At 41.0% G+C, this 17,435-nt stretch carries 12 protein-coding genes; 4 read left to right on the forward strand and 8 right to left on the reverse strand.

Features of this window, described 5'->3' with window-relative positions:
- Positions 1-4: 4 nt before the first annotated feature.
- From AC04Q1_RS14370 to AC04Q1_RS14405, 8 genes are all read right to left on the reverse strand, one after another.
- A complete protein-coding gene (locus AC04Q1_RS14370; RefSeq protein ID WP_478365281.1) occupies positions 5-2,311 on the reverse strand; it encodes a tetratricopeptide repeat-containing sensor histidine kinase in 2,307 nt (768 codons plus the stop codon).
- Between the two features lie 3 nt (positions 2,312-2,314).
- The gene (locus tag AC04Q1_RS14375; protein ID WP_478365282.1) at positions 2,315-3,004 is read right to left on the reverse strand and encodes a YoaK family protein; all 690 of its coding nucleotides are present in this window, start codon (positions 3,002-3,004) and stop codon (positions 2,315-2,317) included.
- Positions 3,005-3,016: 12 nt separating this feature from the next.
- Complete coding sequence (locus AC04Q1_RS14380; protein ID WP_478365283.1) at positions 3,017-3,490, reverse strand: Dps family protein; 474 nt, start codon at positions 3,488-3,490, stop codon at positions 3,017-3,019.
- 18 nt (positions 3,491-3,508) lie between these two features.
- A complete protein-coding gene (locus AC04Q1_RS14385) occupies positions 3,509-3,949 on the reverse strand; it encodes a DoxX family protein (protein ID WP_478365284.1) in 441 nt (146 codons plus the stop codon).
- 2 nt (positions 3,950-3,951) lie between these two features.
- The gene (locus tag AC04Q1_RS14390; protein ID WP_478365285.1) at positions 3,952-5,844 is read right to left on the reverse strand and encodes an amidohydrolase; all 1,893 of its coding nucleotides are present in this window, start codon (positions 5,842-5,844) and stop codon (positions 3,952-3,954) included.
- A 34-nt stretch (positions 5,845-5,878) separates the two neighbouring features.
- Positions 5,879-6,619 carry a M17 family peptidase N-terminal domain-containing protein gene (locus AC04Q1_RS14395; protein ID WP_478365286.1) on the reverse strand — a complete coding sequence of 247 codons (741 nt, stop codon included), beginning with the start codon at positions 6,617-6,619 and terminating at the stop codon, positions 5,879-5,881.
- Between the two features lie 10 nt (positions 6,620-6,629).
- Positions 6,630-7,958: an alginate export family protein gene (locus AC04Q1_RS14400; RefSeq protein ID WP_478365287.1), complete on the reverse strand. Its 1,329-nt coding sequence runs from the start codon at positions 7,956-7,958 to the stop codon at positions 6,630-6,632.
- Positions 7,959-8,026: 68 nt separating this feature from the next.
- A complete protein-coding gene (locus tag AC04Q1_RS14405) occupies positions 8,027-8,659 on the reverse strand; it encodes a hydrolase (protein WP_478365288.1) in 633 nt (210 codons plus the stop codon).
- Between the two features lie 517 nt (positions 8,660-9,176).
- Here AC04Q1_RS14405 and AC04Q1_RS14410 point away from each other — a divergent pair.
- The 4 genes from AC04Q1_RS14410 (at position 9,177) to AC04Q1_RS14425 (ending at position 17,275) form a co-directional block, all read left to right on the forward strand.
- Positions 9,177-10,868, forward strand: coding sequence for a sigma-54 interaction domain-containing protein (locus tag AC04Q1_RS14410; RefSeq protein WP_478365289.1), 1,692 nt, complete (start codon positions 9,177-9,179; stop codon positions 10,866-10,868).
- Between the two features lie 6 nt (positions 10,869-10,874).
- A complete protein-coding gene (locus AC04Q1_RS14415) occupies positions 10,875-13,229 on the forward strand; it encodes a tetratricopeptide repeat-containing sensor histidine kinase (protein WP_478365290.1) in 2,355 nt (784 codons plus the stop codon).
- A 6-nt stretch (positions 13,230-13,235) separates the two neighbouring features.
- Positions 13,236-15,152 carry a sigma 54-interacting transcriptional regulator gene (locus tag AC04Q1_RS14420; protein ID WP_478365291.1) on the forward strand — a complete coding sequence of 639 codons (1,917 nt, stop codon included), beginning with the start codon at positions 13,236-13,238 and terminating at the stop codon, positions 15,150-15,152.
- Between the two features lie 170 nt (positions 15,153-15,322).
- Entirely contained in the window at positions 15,323-17,275 is a 1,953-nt protein-coding gene (locus AC04Q1_RS14425) for a sigma 54-interacting transcriptional regulator (RefSeq protein WP_478365292.1), read from the forward strand.
- Positions 17,276-17,435: the final 160 nt, after the last annotated feature.

The following is a 17,435-nucleotide window of genomic DNA, read 5'->3' on the forward strand; positions in this document are numbered from 1 at the left end:
TTGTCTAATTTTTAATTGTTAATATTTCTGTTCTTTCTGTAATTAATTCGTTGTGGCGTTTAAAGATGACATCAAGCACAAGGCCATTATCATTCCACATATTAATCTCGCCGTTAAGCTGTTCGGTAAGGCCGGTCATTAAACTCATCCCTAGTGACTCGGTATTTTCAGGGTCGAAACCTTCTGGCAAGCCGATACCGCTATCCGCGATTTTCAGCTCGCAGATCTCTTCTCCAGCAAACAGCAAAGAAATATGCACTTTACCTTTTTTATCGGCTGGAAAAGCATATTTAATCACATTACTGATGGCCTCGTTCAGGATTAAGCCAAGCGGGACGGCCTGTGCGACATCTAATTTAATCGCCTCTGTTTCTAAGGTGAACTGTATTTTTTTATCGGTACCAAAGCACTCGATCATATAATCAACCAGTTCCTGGATATACCATTTCATATCGATTTCGGCCAGATTATCAGACTGATAAAGCTTCTGGTGGATGAGCGACATGGCATGCATGCGGTTCTGGCTGTTTCTGATGGCCACCAAAGCATCTTCATTATCGAGGTAAGCCGACTGGGTATTGAGCAGGCTGATCACAATCTGCAGGTTGTTTTTAACCCGGTGGTGGATTTCGCGCAGGAGCCATTCTTTCTCATCGAGTATTTTTCTGAGCAGTTCATTCTGTGCATTGATTTCATCCTGTTTTTGTTCTAAAACAAGATTGCTACGTCTTTTTAAACGATAACGGTTATAAATCAAAGCCACAAATATGGCGGCGATAAAAAGACCGGCGATGAATATATACCTCAGCCTGCCTTCGTTATCGATGGTAACTTTCTGCAATTGGTTTTTCTGACTGAGCAAGGCAATATCCTTATCCTTTTTCTCAGTCTGAAATTCGATTTCCAATCCTGAAATCTGTTTGTTCTTGTCGTTGTTCCAGATAGAATCGGTTAATCGTTTATAGGTTTTATAATGCGCTACTGCCGACCAGGGCTTATTCAGTGCCGAGTCAACATCAAACCAAAGCCTGTGCAGCTGCGAGAGGGCCAATAAGTTTTTCTGCTGTATACTTTGTTTTTCATGTTCTTTCAAATAAGTATCGGCAGCTACAAACTGTTTATCGTGGATCAGTTTCCTGATGATACTGCGGTATAAATAGATTTGATTGGGATCATCTTTGGATAAATCGTGGTGAAACTTTTGCAGCATCTTAAAATAAGGTTCGGCCTTTGCATATTGCTCAATATCGTAATAGGTGTTGAACAAAATGTAGGGGATCCGCAGTTTCATCTGCGTATCGGTTGGCGGATACTTTTTAATCAATTCTTTCAGCACCGCTATTCCAGCTTCAAACTTTTTCATCCGAACATAAATGGTGGCTATATTCGCAATAATGGTCTGCATGTAACCAGGATCCTTGTATCGCTCTGCGATTCTCTTTGCCGCTAACCAGTACCCCAACGCTTTCTGATCATTCCTCAGATAATAATACGTTAAGCCCAAATGGTTGTTTATAGAACTTCTTTGTAAACTCGTATCGGACATCAGATCGGCTGTTTTCTCGGCCAGCAAACCATATTTTAGTGCGTTGGAAAAATTACCCAAACCGATATTGGTGATGCACATGTTATTGTAAACGCCCTGCAGTTCCTTAAATCCAATGGCTTTGTAAACCGCGAGAGATGAATCCATCAGTTTAATGGCATAGGCAGGTTGCCCTTTTATATTGTAATAATCGCCCAGGTTTTTAAGTGAATTCCCTTCTTCCAATCTATTGCCAGTTTGGCGGTATAAGGCCAGCGATTTTTCATTGTAGCTAATCTTCTTGTCGATATCCGCTCCTTCATTGCTAAAAAGCGAAGCCATAGCAGCATAAGCCTCTGCCAATTGATCCTTCAAATTCAATCCAAGAGTATAATGGATTGCCTGTATATAGATTTTGGTGCTGCCAGCCTTATCTCCTGATTCGCGTAAGATATTGCCTTTAAGCACCATACACCTGGCAATGCCTTTCGGATACTCAATTTTGCTGGCTAAAGCAAAGGCTTGGTCACGGAGTTGCATTGCTTTGGCCAGATCAGTCTTTAATTCGCCTGGTAGATTGAGGTAATAGGTACCCACATCCACCAATACGTCGGCCTTATTTTCTGTTTGACCCAGCCTACGGAGTTTTATCTCAGCAGCCCTTACCTCTGTTTTTGTTCTAATGCCCTGCCCTTTTGCAAAGGCAGGGTAGATCAGAATGAAAGTGATGAACAAACATTTAATGTACTTGCTAAAAAAAAGGATTGAACGATTTCTGGTCAGCATGTTTTAAAGCTTAACATCATTTATGCCTGGTTTTGTGCTGTAATAGCAAATGATCATGGCTATTCCAGGCAGCACAATACCCACCAGACCAAAAAGCTGCCCGATCCAGGCACCAAGAATACAACCGATTAAGAAGCCACCAAGGGTAATTAATCCTTTGTTGATGCCAGAAAGGAAATCGGCGTTTTTAAAACCAGAAATGCAAAAAGACCTGATATCGAGTGCGAACTGGGTTACATTGCCAGTCATCATGGTTGTTGGCCCATAAGTTTCCTTTGCAAAAAGTTTCCCAAAGGCATTTTGCAAGCCCATGGCAAAAACAACGATCATGGTAACCAGGTACATGGGCCAGGTGATTTCTCCATTGTCGATATAGCCAAGCGAATAAGCAATTGCCCCACCCAGCAAAAGGATAATTCCCTCGCATAAAAGCAGAAAATGCCTGTTCGAAAATCTCCCCGTTATCCAGCCCCCAGCCATAACTGAGAGCATAAATATTGGAAAAGTTAGCAATTTGATCCATGCATCGCCATCAGAGCCTTTGATCATTTGATAAGCGAATACAATAAAGTTTCCGGTAACGTGTGCCGAGAAGATTTTATCAGCGGCAACAAAGGTAATCGTATCACAATAACCAGCTATAATGGTCAATATGAGGGTTACTAACCAGATATTGTTCTGTTTTTCTTCCATTTTGCTTTTGTTTTATGATAAGTGCGCCCTTAACATCCAGGCTATGGTTTCGTGTGTTTCCATTAAGCCTGTAATGTAATCGCTTGTTCCGGCATCTTTCAATGCACCTGCATAATTGTTAATGTTTTCTCTTAAGTGAATTAAAATACTTTCGTGATCGGCAAGCAGCATTTTGATGTAGGTTGGGGCATCATTTTTACCACGATCGTCTTCCGTTAAGTGTGTTAATTCCAGGAACTGTTTCAGTGAGGCAGGTGCATAGTGGCCTAGTTTCCGGATGCGTTCTGCCACTTCATCAACAATCTCTTCTAATTGTGTGTATTGCTCTTCAAAAAATTTGTGTTTGTTGTAAAAGTCCGGTCCTTCTACGTTCCAGTGTGCTTTTCGTGTTTTCGTGTACAAAACGTATTCGTCTGCAAGAATTTTGCTTAATGAATGTGCTACCTCGGCAAGGTGCTCTGCGCTGATTCCAATATTAGCTTCCATGATGTTGTGATTTGATTTTTATATTAATTTAAAAATAGTGTTGATTAAATAATGATCTATTGAGTAGGTTCCTGGACCGATTACCCACAGAAATAACATGGCCAGTGTGTACATGTAGGGCACATCGCGCACCTCAATCGAATCCTTGCGGTGCACCACAAAGTAACCGATCGCCGTTACGCCAATAGATGGCAGGAGGAAAAGCCTTGTTCCGAAACCTACGGCCACAAGAAATGGCACAACGGTATCCGAAAAGGTAGCCACTAAACCATTCAGTTTATCGGGTAAACCTAAAGGGTTGGGTACGTGCTCCTTTTCTCCATTTTGAATACGGAACTTTTTCATGCCATGCACCCTGAAGAGTTCTAGCATAAGCAATACCCTGAAAATAAGTACGGCCCAGTTGTTAAGGTCTGATCCCAGATCAGAATATAACAGGTATCTGATGATATTTTCCATTTTTAAAATGCAAAGCATGAGCAGCCCAGTGCGCCCCAAAATGCGGTGTAATTGTTTACAGGGAGATTACTGGTCCTAACCGCATCGTGGTTATGGTGGTGCACATCGCAAGTGCCTACGCAGGAGTGTACCATCGCTAAAACCGAACGGGCACCACTTGCTCCTTTTGTTTTTCCCTGCTGATCGGTTTTGTGGGTAGCGGGCGAGTAATATCCGTTATAACTCTTTGTTGGCGACCAATCGGGCAGAATCGGGATTTTTGGCGGCGAAAAGGAAGAGAAATCGCCTTTGGCATAAACAATCTTACCATCAACCAGAGTTAAGTCTGATTCGATGCTTTTGATCTGCTCATCGGTTACTTCAAAATAATCATGGTTGAGTACGGCTAAATCGGCCAGCATGCCTACTTCGATATCGCCTTTCTTTTGCTGCTCGTTCGAAAACCAGGCACTACCCCTGGTGTACAGTTCTAAAGCGGTTTCTCTGGTTAAAACAGTAGCTTCATTGTAGATTTTTAAGCCACCTACGGTTTTACCCGCGGTTAACCAAAACATCGAAACCCATGGGTTGTAACTGCTTACGCGTGTGGCATCAGAACCACCGCCAACAGGAACATCCATTTCGAGCATCTTCTTTACCGGAGGTGTTTGCAACGCGGCTTTTGTGCCATATCGTTCGGTAAAATATTCGCCCTGGTAGGCCATCCTGCTCTGAACCGCGATACCTCCACCCAATGCTTTAACCCGTTCGATGTTCCGTTCGTCGATGGTTTCGGCATGATCGAAAATCCATGGTAAGCCTGCGAAAGGAATGTCTCTGTTTACCTTTTCAAATACATTTAAAAACCTGCCGATACTTTCATTGTAAGTGGCATGCAGCCTGAAAGGCCATCTTTTTTCGACCAGTAAACGTACCACACGCTCTAGTTCGGGTTCCATATTATCGGACAGGTCGGGTCTTGGCTGAAGAAAATCTTCGAAATCGGCGGCCGAGAAAACCAGCATCTCACCTGCTCCGTTGTGACGGTACATATCATCGCCCTGATAAAGTTTTACCGTGTTGGTCCAGTTATCGAAATCTTCAAATTCCTGTTTCGGACGCTGGGTAAACAAATTATAGGCGATGCGAACGGTAAGTTGCTTTTGCTCGTTCAACTCGTTTACCACTTTATAATCGTCGGGAAAATTCTGAAAACCTCCCCCGGCATCAATCACACTGGTAATGCCAAAACGGTTCAGTTCGGTCATGAAATGGCGGGTAGAATTTACCTGATGTTCGTAAGAAAGTTTGGGACCTTTTGCCAGGGTGGAATATAAAATCATCGCATTTGGACTGGCGATAATCAATCCGGTAGGTTCTCCGTTTGCATCCCGCTGGATTTCCCCACCCGGAGGCGCGGGCGTATCTTTTGTATAGCCCACCGCTTTAAGCGCGGCACGGTTCATAAAAGCACGGTCGTATAAATGCAGGATAAACACAGGTGTTTCGGGTGCAATGGTATTTATTTCTTCGAGCGTAGGCATCCTTCTTTCGGCAAACTGAAATTCCGACCAGCCGCCAACTACCCGCACCCATTGCGGCGATGGGGTAATATCTACCTGTTCTTTAAGCATCCGCAAGGCATCGGCCAGTGATGGAACACCATCCCAGCGCAATTCGAGATTGAAATTTAATCCACCGCGGATCAAGTGAATGTGCGAATCGTTAATTCCAGGAACAACCCGTTTTTTAGCCAGATCAATCAGCCTTGTCGCAGAACCCGAAAAGTTCATGACATCGTTATCGCTACCTACGGCGATAAACTTTCCGTCTTTAATGGCAACAGCCGTTATTTCTTGCTTGTGTTTAACAATGGTATGTATCTTACCATTGAATAAAATGATATCTGCAGTCATGTATTTCTTGTTTAGGAGTTAACTGTTTGAGATCTTAATTTTTAATAGCAGTAATGGCTTCCTGAATGCCTTCTCCTGCTGTTGTAAAAAATGCAGGGCCCGCCAAAAGGATCACTTTTGCTACAGGTTTAAAGCTTGCCATGTGTTTTTCTTTCAGCCAGGTTTGGGTTCTGTAGGCTTCGAAAATGCCTTTCACCACGTTGCCAGCAACCAGGGCCGTTGGCGAATCGATTCCTGCGTCTTTTAAGTCGCTTGCAAATGAAAAGTTGTTTACACCAAGCTTAAGTGCTTCCCTCATGGCAATGCTGCCTACTCCCGTCATCAGTTCTGGGGTAAATTTGTTACGGTCGCCAAGACCGATTAAAAGCAGGTGTTTACCACCAATGGTGCCTTTGGGAGGTGTTATTAATAATGTTTCGTTGGCGTGACCCAAAAATTTCCCGCTTTTGCGGATTTCGGTAATCAAACCTTTCATGTCCTGGTCTAAATGTACCAGGCCATTTAAAGCAGGCGGAAGTGCAGGTGGAGAATTAAAAATATCACCTTCGGTGTATTCGAAAACACAGGCAATCTGTAAATCGCTAACCTGTGCCGATGGACCCTGAACTACGCCTTCGATAGCTATGCCATCAACTGTACCCCAAACTTTAGCCGTTCCAAGTGCGGTGGTACTTTGTGCGAATGTTGTTCCAGCAACAAATACCACAAGTATGATGATCGCTATCCTGATGTTTTGGAAGGCGGATTTTGATTGTTTAGTGAAGTTGTTTTTCATTATCTTTTGTTTAAAATTTGTATGATATCTGGGCATTAAAAAACTTTGAATTGTCCCAAAGTGGTACGATATCTTTGATGAAATTTCCTACCCTGAAATATTGTCCCCCACAACTGAATGAAAGCTTGTTATTGAATGTATAATCTGCACTGAGCAGGTAGGTTGTGCCGATAAAGCGGTGATTGGAAATGGAGCCTGCGGTATTAAAATTTCCGCCCGGACGATAAATCCCATCGTTTACAGAATATCGCCAGTTAAAAACGAAATCTGCCTGTACACTTAATTGATCGGTTAAGCTTAATCTTAAGTAGGGATGTAAATCAATTAAATTTGATGGGCCGATGAGTGGGTTAAACCCAAAATAGCCTCCTTTGGGATATAAAGGATTAAAGGTTTGCAATTTTCCATCGCCTGCTTTCTGATCGCCCGAGATGTAGTCGTTACGCAGGTTAATAGATGGCTTAAATCTGGTTTGTTCGAAGGTATAACCAAATTCAAGGGCCATTGTCCAGGCATTGATATCGCCATTTCCAAATTTGCCGAACTGATAGGCCGCTTCCAGATTATAGATAAAACCGCCGCCGCTTTTCCAATAACGGGTAGCTAAAGTATGCCGTACTTCTTTGGCAATTCCTTCTTCAAATTCAGCATTATCGCGTCTAATCCCTAAATAATAGAAATCGAAGTTCCCGGCTTGTTGAACATTTAGATTTGAATAAGCGCCCCAAAGATTGGCCTGATGATTAGTGTAGTTATCGAATATTCCAAAATTAACTTCATCGGCTGCCAAAACGAATGCATCAAGCGAAAACCGTGGCCTGGCATACATCAGTTTGGCTCCTGTAAAATATTGCCGAACGGTTGTACCCTCTCTAACAGAAATTAACCTGCCCGAACCATAATTAATTTCCTGTCTGCCTACCCGAATGGCTAATTTATTCGACGAATCTTTAAGTATTCTATATTCAGCAAAGAGATTCTGTACCGCAAGCTGATCTTCATCAACTGGCGATGGCCCATATTTACTACCGTTTTCGAGTGCACCGTTTACCTGCGCAAAAACCCGCAGCCTTTCTCCGATATTTACATCCGCGTAAATTGAATAACGCTGCAAAAAAGAATAATTAAAACCTTGATCTTTGATCCAGTCCTCGTTGATTTTCCCGCCATATTCCTCCCTGAACTCGCCGCCAAAACTGAGGTAAACTTTTTTATTTGTTGAAAGCGGCAGGAACTTTAATGTGTTGTAGAAGTTCCTGGCCGAATCTTTCAATTTGCTATAATCCTCATCGTAGCGCATCAGTTTGATGTTTTGGGCAAATGCCGTTGTTGTTGACAAGCAAAAACAAATTGCCACAACACATGCCAAATGGGGATAATGAGTTCTCATTTTATGGTAAATGAGGATTAGTGTTTTACCATTTTGTGTGCATATTGGATGCCGATACCATAACCTGCACCGTATTTTTTCATCAAAGTGGTTACAGGCTCATAAGTTTCTGTTCTGGCCCAGTCCCTTTGTAATTCAAGAATGTATTGTACCGAAGTTACCGGTTTTACACCTGCATGAACCATTCGTTGAATGGCACGTTCGTGTGCTTCATTGCTTACATCGCCGCAGGCATCGGTGATTACAAAAACATCAAAACCTTCAGATAAGGCAGATAAAGCCGGACCAACAATACATACGCCTGTCCAAAGACCGGCTAGCACAAGTTTCTTTTTTCCTGTTCCAGTAATTGCTTTGTAAGCAGGTTCATCTTCCCAGGTATTCATCGAAGTCCTATCGATATAATTTGAAGTAGCCTGAGGATAAAACTCTTCAACCTCAGGAAAAACAGGGCCTGAAAATGATTCTTCCGCAACTGTAGTTACAATGGTGGGCACGTTAAAGATTTTAGATGCGCCACAGACGATAGCCACATTGGTACGAAGTTCGGTAATAGAAATACTTTTAGTGGCAAAAGCCATTTGTCCTTCATAATCGATTAATACCAATGCGTGGTTTTCGGGAGATAATAAGTCTGGTGATGGTTTCATAATTAAATATTTTTTGTTTCCCTCACTGTTCCAAGAAACATACCACCAAGTAAAAACCTAAATACCAGCAACTTAAACAAAACACAACGAATTATGATGACGTTATATCGTTGATTTACGAATTTTACTTTTGCTTTTACCGCAAAGGGCGTTGAGGAAAAGCTATGTTTTTTTAACCACCGGGAAAATGGAGGAAAACACAAAGGGCACAGGGTTGGGTACGTAGTTGATTTTCTGAATAATTTAATTGAGGTATCATCCTGTACTGAAGATCGGGATCAGGATCTTTTAGAAAGATCAATGATTTCAATGATGCTGAAACAAGTTCAGCAGGACATTATGAGGATAGTATGTAAGCTAGACGGTATATAACGAAATAATACAAAAAATATCAACTTGCATAATACACATAAAAGCACTAAAAATCAGACAATTAAATATTAAATTAACGAAATATCGTTACATATTTAACATATTAAAAATCATTATTTAATTTTATATGTCCTACCTTAGCTTTATGGAAAGCAAGGGTAATCTGTCTGAAGTTCGGAACATCAAGAATACCCGCCCCAATACGAATATGGTCTCCTCTCTCGAAAACGAAAACACCTTATTGTTTAACAGGCTTAAACAAAAGGAAATAGAAAACGCGGTACTCTTATCCTTAAGCAATTCGATCGCCTCTATCCGCAACAAACTTGATCTCTTCGAGGTTATCGATCAAAAGCTAAAAAAACTATTTGATTTTGATGATTTCGTCATCTGCCTGATCAATGATGACCAGAAAACACATAGTGCTTTTATCTACAACCAAAAAGAAGATTTCCTTAAAACCACAGGTATTGCGCCAGAATCGTCTAAAAAGTACACACTTGACGACGGCATGTGCAGGGCCATGATCTCATTGGAAAAACCAATCGTTTTCAATGTTGAAGAAGTTTTAACATGGGCAGATGCGCCAGCCTGGCTGGAATTTTGGCACAACAAGGGCATTAGAGAAATGATCGGCTTAAAAATGGTCGATCGATCAGGTTGTATTGGGTTCTTCTACCTCTACACTAAAAACAAAAATTCATTATCGAATATTTATTTTGATTTACTCCAGGGTATTTCACTACAAATTTCAATAGCGATATCAAATATCCTTGCAAATGAAAAAATTGAACAGCAACTTGCGGAAATCAACGAATACAAACAAAAATTAGAAGACGAGAAAAGTTACCTGCAGGAAGAGATTCAACATAAATACAACCATACCGATATTATCGGACAGAGCAAGTCGTTAAAAGATATCTTTCACCTGATCGACGCTGTGGCGGCCACTGACAGCACGGTATTGATCACTGGAGAAACCGGAACCGGGAAGGAACTTATCGCAAGGGCGCTACACAATTCTTCACTTCGAAGCAACCAACTTATGGTAAAAATCAATTGCGCTGCAATCCCAGCCAGCCTGGCCGAAAGCGAACTCTTTGGTCATGAAAAAGGCAGCTTTACAGGTGCAACAGAACGCCGGATTGGCAAGTTTGAACTGGCACACCATGGAACACTTTTTTTGGACGAGATTGGCGAACTATCATTAGAACTTCAGGTAAAGCTACTTCGCGCCCTACAGGAAAAAGAAATTGAGCGTATAGGCGGCAAAGATGTAATTAAAACAAATGTTAGAATCATAGCCGCAACAAACCGAAATTTATTAAAAGAGGTAGAAAAAGGAAATTTCAGGAGCGATCTCTATTACAGGCTTAATGTATTTCCAATTTCCATCCCCCCCTTAAGGGATCGGTTGGATGATATCCCTCCTCTTGTCACCTTTTTCATCGAACGTATTTCGAAGAAAACCGGGCGACAGGTAAACGCCATTTCCAAAAGCGCCTTAAACAAACTGATGCTCTACCCCTGGCCGGGAAACATCAGGGAGCTCGAACATTTGATTGAACGGAGCATATTATTGGCGTCAGGCAGCATATTAAAAGAGATCCACCTTCCTAAAATCGACAGAAACGAGGCGGTTAACCCTACTGAAGAGCAGAAGATAAAAAGCATCCACGAGAACGAGCGCGACCATATCCTATCGATATTAAAACGCTGTAAGGGCAAAATATCCGGTATTGGTGGAGCAGCAGAAATCTTAAACATTCCAGCGACGACGCTCAACTCCAAAATTAAAAAATTTAAGATTAAACGGGAACACATCCTGAATAAGTAGAATTGAATGATCGAATTAAACAGATTGCTTAAAAAAGCCGCAACAATAAAGTACATCAATAAAATGATGGTTTTACTCGCCATACTTGTGGTTTTTAGTTTAATATTCATTAAAAGTAACAGCAGTTCGGCCAGAAATCAGGTAAACGGCTTAAACCCTAAAGATTCGCTTGAAAAATTAAGAACGCTTCTGACAGAATCTAAACCGGATACAAACCGCGTACAATACCTCATCAAAATTGCCAATCATTTCGTCAATCAAGAAGAAAACCAGCAAGTAAACTTAGCAAAGGCGTTCCCTTATCTGCAAAAGGCACTCCGTTTAAGTAATCAACTTAAATCCTCAAACTGGGAATTTCACAGCCTGATGGCTTACTCTGGTTTTTTAAACAAAAAACATTTACGGGTGCAGCAGGCACTCATTTATGAAAAGGCAATTGCCATCGCTAAACAAATCGGTAACAAGCGTTTTGAAGCCGGTGCATGGTATTCTTATTACATTAATGTTCCCGATACGGTTTCAGATTACAAAAACAAAACATTCTATAATCGCGCTGCCAAAGCGCATGCCTTGTATAAGGAGATTGGCACTTCTTTCGATGAAAAATATAGAGAGGCGAGGCTTTTAAAAGCGATGGCCGATTTCCATTTAGAAGAAGAAAAGTTTGACCTGGCTATACAGGAGCTTTTTGAGGTAATCGCCTTAGATAAAAAATTCAAACTTCCAGATCTGCCAATGGCGTACGATTTACTTTCAGCAGTTTACGAAAGAAAAGGAGACCTCAGTAAGGCATTAAATTGTGCACTGCTCAGTGTAAAAATAGCGCAGAGCAGTCATGAGGAAGTACTCGACACCTATTTAAACCGGGTAGGTTCTGCTTATGAAGCCATGGGCAAAGCCAAAGAAAGTATAGCCTGGTACAGCAAAACCCTTAACGGTCGACAAAAAAATGATCCTTTCCGGTTTATTACCGCCTACTCTATTACAAGCCAGATGATCAAATTAGGAGAAGCTAAAAAAGCATTGTCCATCCTCCAAAAAACATGGAGCGAGGTTAACAATCCATCAAGCGGACATGAGTATTTTATGTTTCTGGCATTTGGCGAATGTTATGCTGCATTAAAAAAATATGATCTGGCTAAACAGTATTTTAATAAGCTGCTGGATGAGGCTACATTAAAAACATACTCTAACCCTTTCCAAACTTCCGTTTTTTTCTCTGTAAGCGAGTTTTACTTTGCACAAAATAAATATGGGCTTGCTTTACAGTTTGCAGAAAAGGCAAGAGAAAACCAGATCAGCATGACCTTGCCAAGGCAGATCCGTTTAAATGAAATCCTTTACAAAATAGATGCCTCTACAGATCGGCCGGCTGAGGCCATTATCCATCTGCAAAACTTTCATAAGCTGAGGGACTCCATGCTCAGCCAGGATAATTTAAATACCATTGAACGATTGAAAATTGAATTTCAGGCTTCACAAAAGGAAAATGAAAATGAAATCCTCAGGAAAAAATCGCAGTTGCAAAGCCAGGAACTTAACCGCATTCAATGGATCAAAAACGCCACTATAGCCGGCCTTGCTTTTTTAACCATTGTGCTTCTTTTAATCTATGGCAGATTCCGGTTGAAAAAGAAACTTCATGATACATTGGTCAAGAAAAAAGCCGAAATAGACCTCGCTTATGCTGAGCTTGAAGTGAATATTCAACAAAAAAACAAATTAATCGAAGAAAAGGAAGGTTTGATTAAGGAAGTGCATCACCGGGTTAAAAACAACCTGCAATTAACCATGAGTTTACTCAACAGTCAGAGTTATTACCTGGAAGATTTATCGGCAATTGAAGCCATAAAAGAAAGTCAGCACCGGCTTAAAAGTATCGCATTGATTCATCAGAAACTCTATCAAACAGAAAATCTGGCCACCATCAACATCCAGCCTTACATTGTTGAATTGGTAGAATATTTGAAGGAAAGTTTAAACGATGATAAAATGATCAGTTTCGATTTAAATATATTAAATCTCGAACTCGACATTTCAAAAGCTGTTCCACTTGGCTTAATCATTAACGAAGCCATTACCAATATTTTTAAATATGCTTTCCCCAATAGCCACAGTGGAAAAGTGGTTATTGCCCTTAAAGAATGTGAGGAAGATCATTACCACTTGTACATTAAGGATAACGGTATTGGATTGCCCCCCGATTTTGATTATGAACAGAGCAACACTTTAGGTATTATTTTAATGAAAGGATTGAGTGCCCAAATTGATGGGGTTTTTACGATGGAAAGCAACAACGGTGTTTCGTTAAGCCTGATTTTTATGAACAGAAATGAGGATTTATTCCCATTGAAAGATTAATGAGAGATGAAAACAGAAAAGATTCTTATTGTTGAAGATGAATTTATCGTGGCGCACGATTTGCAGATGATTTTGCAGCGTGCCGGCTATCAGGTTGTTGGTATTGCTGATTCTGTTAAAAACGCACAGGTCTTATTAGAAAAACATCAGGTAGACCTGGTTCTTTTGGATATTTACCTTAAGGGCCGGCTAACCGGAATTGACCTGGCTCACGACTTGATGAAAAGCGAGATTCCCTTCATTTATATCTCCGCTAATTCGAACGAGAAGGTGCTGGAGGCCGCAAAGTCTACCTGCCCCTACGGATTTATTGTTAAGCCTTACCGCGACCGGGATGTTCTATTAAGCATTGATATTGCCAGTTACCGCAAGGAAAACAGCAACAACATGAAAATGAGCAGTGAGCGATTTATGCAGGATTTTATTGTAGATATCTCCATGAAATCGTTAACCTGGCAAAAAAAAATCTTATGTATCGCAAGTGCCTTTCAACCCTATATTCCTTTTGATTTTATTGCACTTTCGGGCATAGGAAAAGATGGGACACGGTATAGCGAAATTGGAATTACCAGAAAGAACTTTGATCAGTACGACTTATTTACAGCCAATGAATTTTTAAAATATGCAGGTTTAAGCAGGGCAGAATACAATGCCATCAATCAACTGGTTCCAGAAACGACAACCGATGCCATTTATATCGGTGATGATTTCGAAGGGGTAAAAAAGGCTGCGCCAATGAAAAATTTAATCGCCAATACCTATCACCTTTCTTCCAATCTGGTCAAAACCTTCTATCTGGAAAATGGCGATCAGATTAGCTTTTCATTTTACAGCAGAACGGAAAATATTTATCAGCCTGCCCACATGGAACTGCTTAATTTCTTATCAGGCACTTTGGAGAAAAAACTGGCACATATTGTCGAACTGGAAAAGGCGGGAACGGAATCGGTTTTGCATCAGGAAAACGGCTATCCCTCGGCTAAAAAAGATTTCGAAAATATTATCGGCAAAAGCACGGCTTTGCTTAATGTTTTAGATAAAATAAAAATTGTAGCCCCTACGGATACATCGGTATTGATTACCGGAGAAAGTGGAACAGGGAAAGAGGAAATTGCCAAAAGCATTCACCGGCTATCACACCGAAACACAAAACCTATTGTAGCAGTAAACTGTGCCGCTTTACCCGCTGATTTAATTGAATCTATTTTATTTGGGCATGAAAAAGGTGCATTTACAGGTGCCATTCACACCAGAATCGGGAAATTTGAAGAGGCCAATGGTGGCACCATCTTTCTCGATGAGATTGGCGAAATGCCCTTCGACTTACAGGCAAAACTCCTGAGGGTTCTACAGGAGAAAGAAATTGAGCGGATTGGCGGCAAACAATCTATTAAAGTCGACTTAAGAATAATTGCAGCGACCAACCTCAATTTAGAAAAAGAAATTTCCAAGGGCCGGTTCAGACTTGATCTTTTCTATCGCCTTAATGTTTTCCCCATACATGTGCCTTCACTTTGCCGACGAAAAACCGACATTCCGTTATTGGCTGAATATTTTGTTCAGAAACATGTAAAGGCTGTAGGTAAAAACATTTCGGAAATCCCCACTGATTTTATGGACCGGCTAATGTTATATGATTGGCCAGGTAATATCAGAGAGCTGGAACATGTGATTTTGAGAAGCGTACTGCTTTCGTCGAATGGAAAACTTAATCCTGATCATTTGGAGCTTGGAATTAAAAACGAGGAACCCCTTTCACAAAACGGAATAAAAACGATTATCGATAATGAGAGAGACCACATCATCAGAGTTTTGGAACTCTGCAAAGGGAAGGTGGCTGGAAGTGGTGGTGCAGCCGAACTCCTGGGCATACCAGCGACAACATTGAATTCTAAAATTAAAAAGCTGGGTATAAAACGATAGTGATATTTAGTAAATCGACGATATATCATGAACTTAAAAATCAACAAAGCAAAACAACACACTGATAAACAAAAACTTAGCTCCTGGTATTTTAATTGAGTACGTAGAATGGCCTAAATCTGCTCAAACCGCTTGTTGATTGCCGGTTTTTACATTATGCCCGCCTGAAAATGAAACAGAAAATCTTAATTGTAGAAGATGAATTTATTGTAGCCAACGATCTGAGGATCATGCTCGAAAAAGCAGGTTACAAAGTGTGTGGAATTGCGCCGTCAGTGGTAAAGGCGCTCGAATTGATCGTAACCAAAGAACCCGACTGGATATTGCTGGACATCTTTTTACAGGGCGACAAAACAGGCATTGATTTAGCCGGGCAACTTACCGAAATGGGAATTCCCTTTATTTATATTTCCGCAAATACCAATCAGGGGATTTTGGAAGCCGCAAAAGCAACCCTGCCTTATGGTTTTTTGGTAAAACCTTTTCGGGAGAAAGACCTGATGGTGATGCTGGATATTGCACGTTACAGACACGAGCAGAATTTGAAATACAATCAGCACGCGGAACCCTCGCTACACAAACAGATTGAGTACATTCTGGCAAAGCAGGAACCGATTTCGGAACGGTTGAAACAAATAAGTGCCGTATTGCATCCGGTTGTTCCTTTCGATTTCCTTTCGATTAGCAAATCAAATCCCCGGACGACTACAAAAGACCTAAATATTCTGCGTTCGCCTGATGGCAAATTTAACATGCTGAATAACGAAAGCTTATTGAAAGCAGTCAATATTTCCAGTCGTGATTTTAAAGCCTGGAACAGCACAGCACTTGTTCATAATGGAAAATCGATTTTCAATGGTTATGATTTTAGAAAACTGAGGATGGAAAGACCATGGGTTCAAGCGCTTTCTGATCATTACCAGCTTGAATCGGTCCTGATTACCGACATTGAAAAAGAGGGTGAACAATTCCAGTTCGCTTTCTTCAACCATTTCCCTGATTTATATACAAAAGTGCATACAGGGGTGATGAATCAGTTTAAGAAAAGCCTGGAGCTGGTTCTAGATCATGTTATTTATGGAAAGAATATTGAGGTAGAAATCCCTGCCCCAACTTTAGCTAACATTGAAAAACCGATTGTTAAAAGGGAAAAGCCAGAAATTCCGAAAGATTTTAATGGCATTATCGGTAATAGCACCTTATTGCACGCGGCTTTCAAAAAATTAGAATTGGTAGCACCTGATGATACATCAGTGCTGATCTTGGGAGAAAGTGGCACTGGTAAGGAGAAAATCGCCCAGACCATCCATCAATTATCTCCCCGTAAAAACAAACCCTTAGTTACCGTAAACTGTGCGGCTTTACCTTTAACCTTAATTGAATCGGAACTTTTCGGGCATGAAAAAGGGGCGTTTACAGGGGCAAACGAAAAACGGATCGGTAAATTTGAACAGGCAGATGGTGGTTCTATCTTTTTAGATGAGATCGGCGAGCTCCCGCTGGAGGCACAGGTAAAGCTATTAAGGGTGCTTCAGGAAAAAGAAATCGAGCGTTTAGGCGGCAATTATACCAGAAAAATAAATGTCAGGATTATAACCGCCACCAACCGGAATCTGGAGAAAGAAGTTGCAGAAGGCAGATTCCGGCTGGATTTATACTATCGCTTGAATGTTTTTCCCATTGAATTGCCTGCCTTGAGGCAGCGCAAGGAAGATATTCCTGCACTGGCAAGCTATTTTATTGACAATTTCGGCAAAAAAGGTTCTTCTAATGTAACCGGAATTTCCGCAGAAGCACTTCATGACTTACAGGCATACGACTGGCCGGGAAATATCAGGGAATTGGAGCATTTGATAGAAAGAATGATGTTGTTGACCGAAGGAGAAACGATCACTAAAATTGACCTTCCCAATTTGCCATCAGTAACAGGTTTCACTGGTGAAGATCATTTCAAAATCAAAACCATGGAAGAAATGGAACGCGAACATATCTTGAATATTTTGACCATGTGCAAAGGCAAGATATTTGGAGCTGGCGGAGCAGCAGAAATCCTGAATATTCCCTCAACAACCCTAAACTCAAAAATTAAAAAACTAGGGATAAAGTTTGAATTTGTTAAATAGGCAGTTATTCATAAGTTGGTCGTCTGGAGTCAAGGGTCGATTAAGCTCCGTGATTTATCATCCTGAGAGGTCAGTTTTTCAGAAGAATATTGGAGTGACATCAATAGGCCGCGAGGTATTGATCTCTCCGTAGTGGAGAGATCTCTGAACTATGTTGAAA

Source organism: Pedobacter humicola (assembly GCF_056490705.1).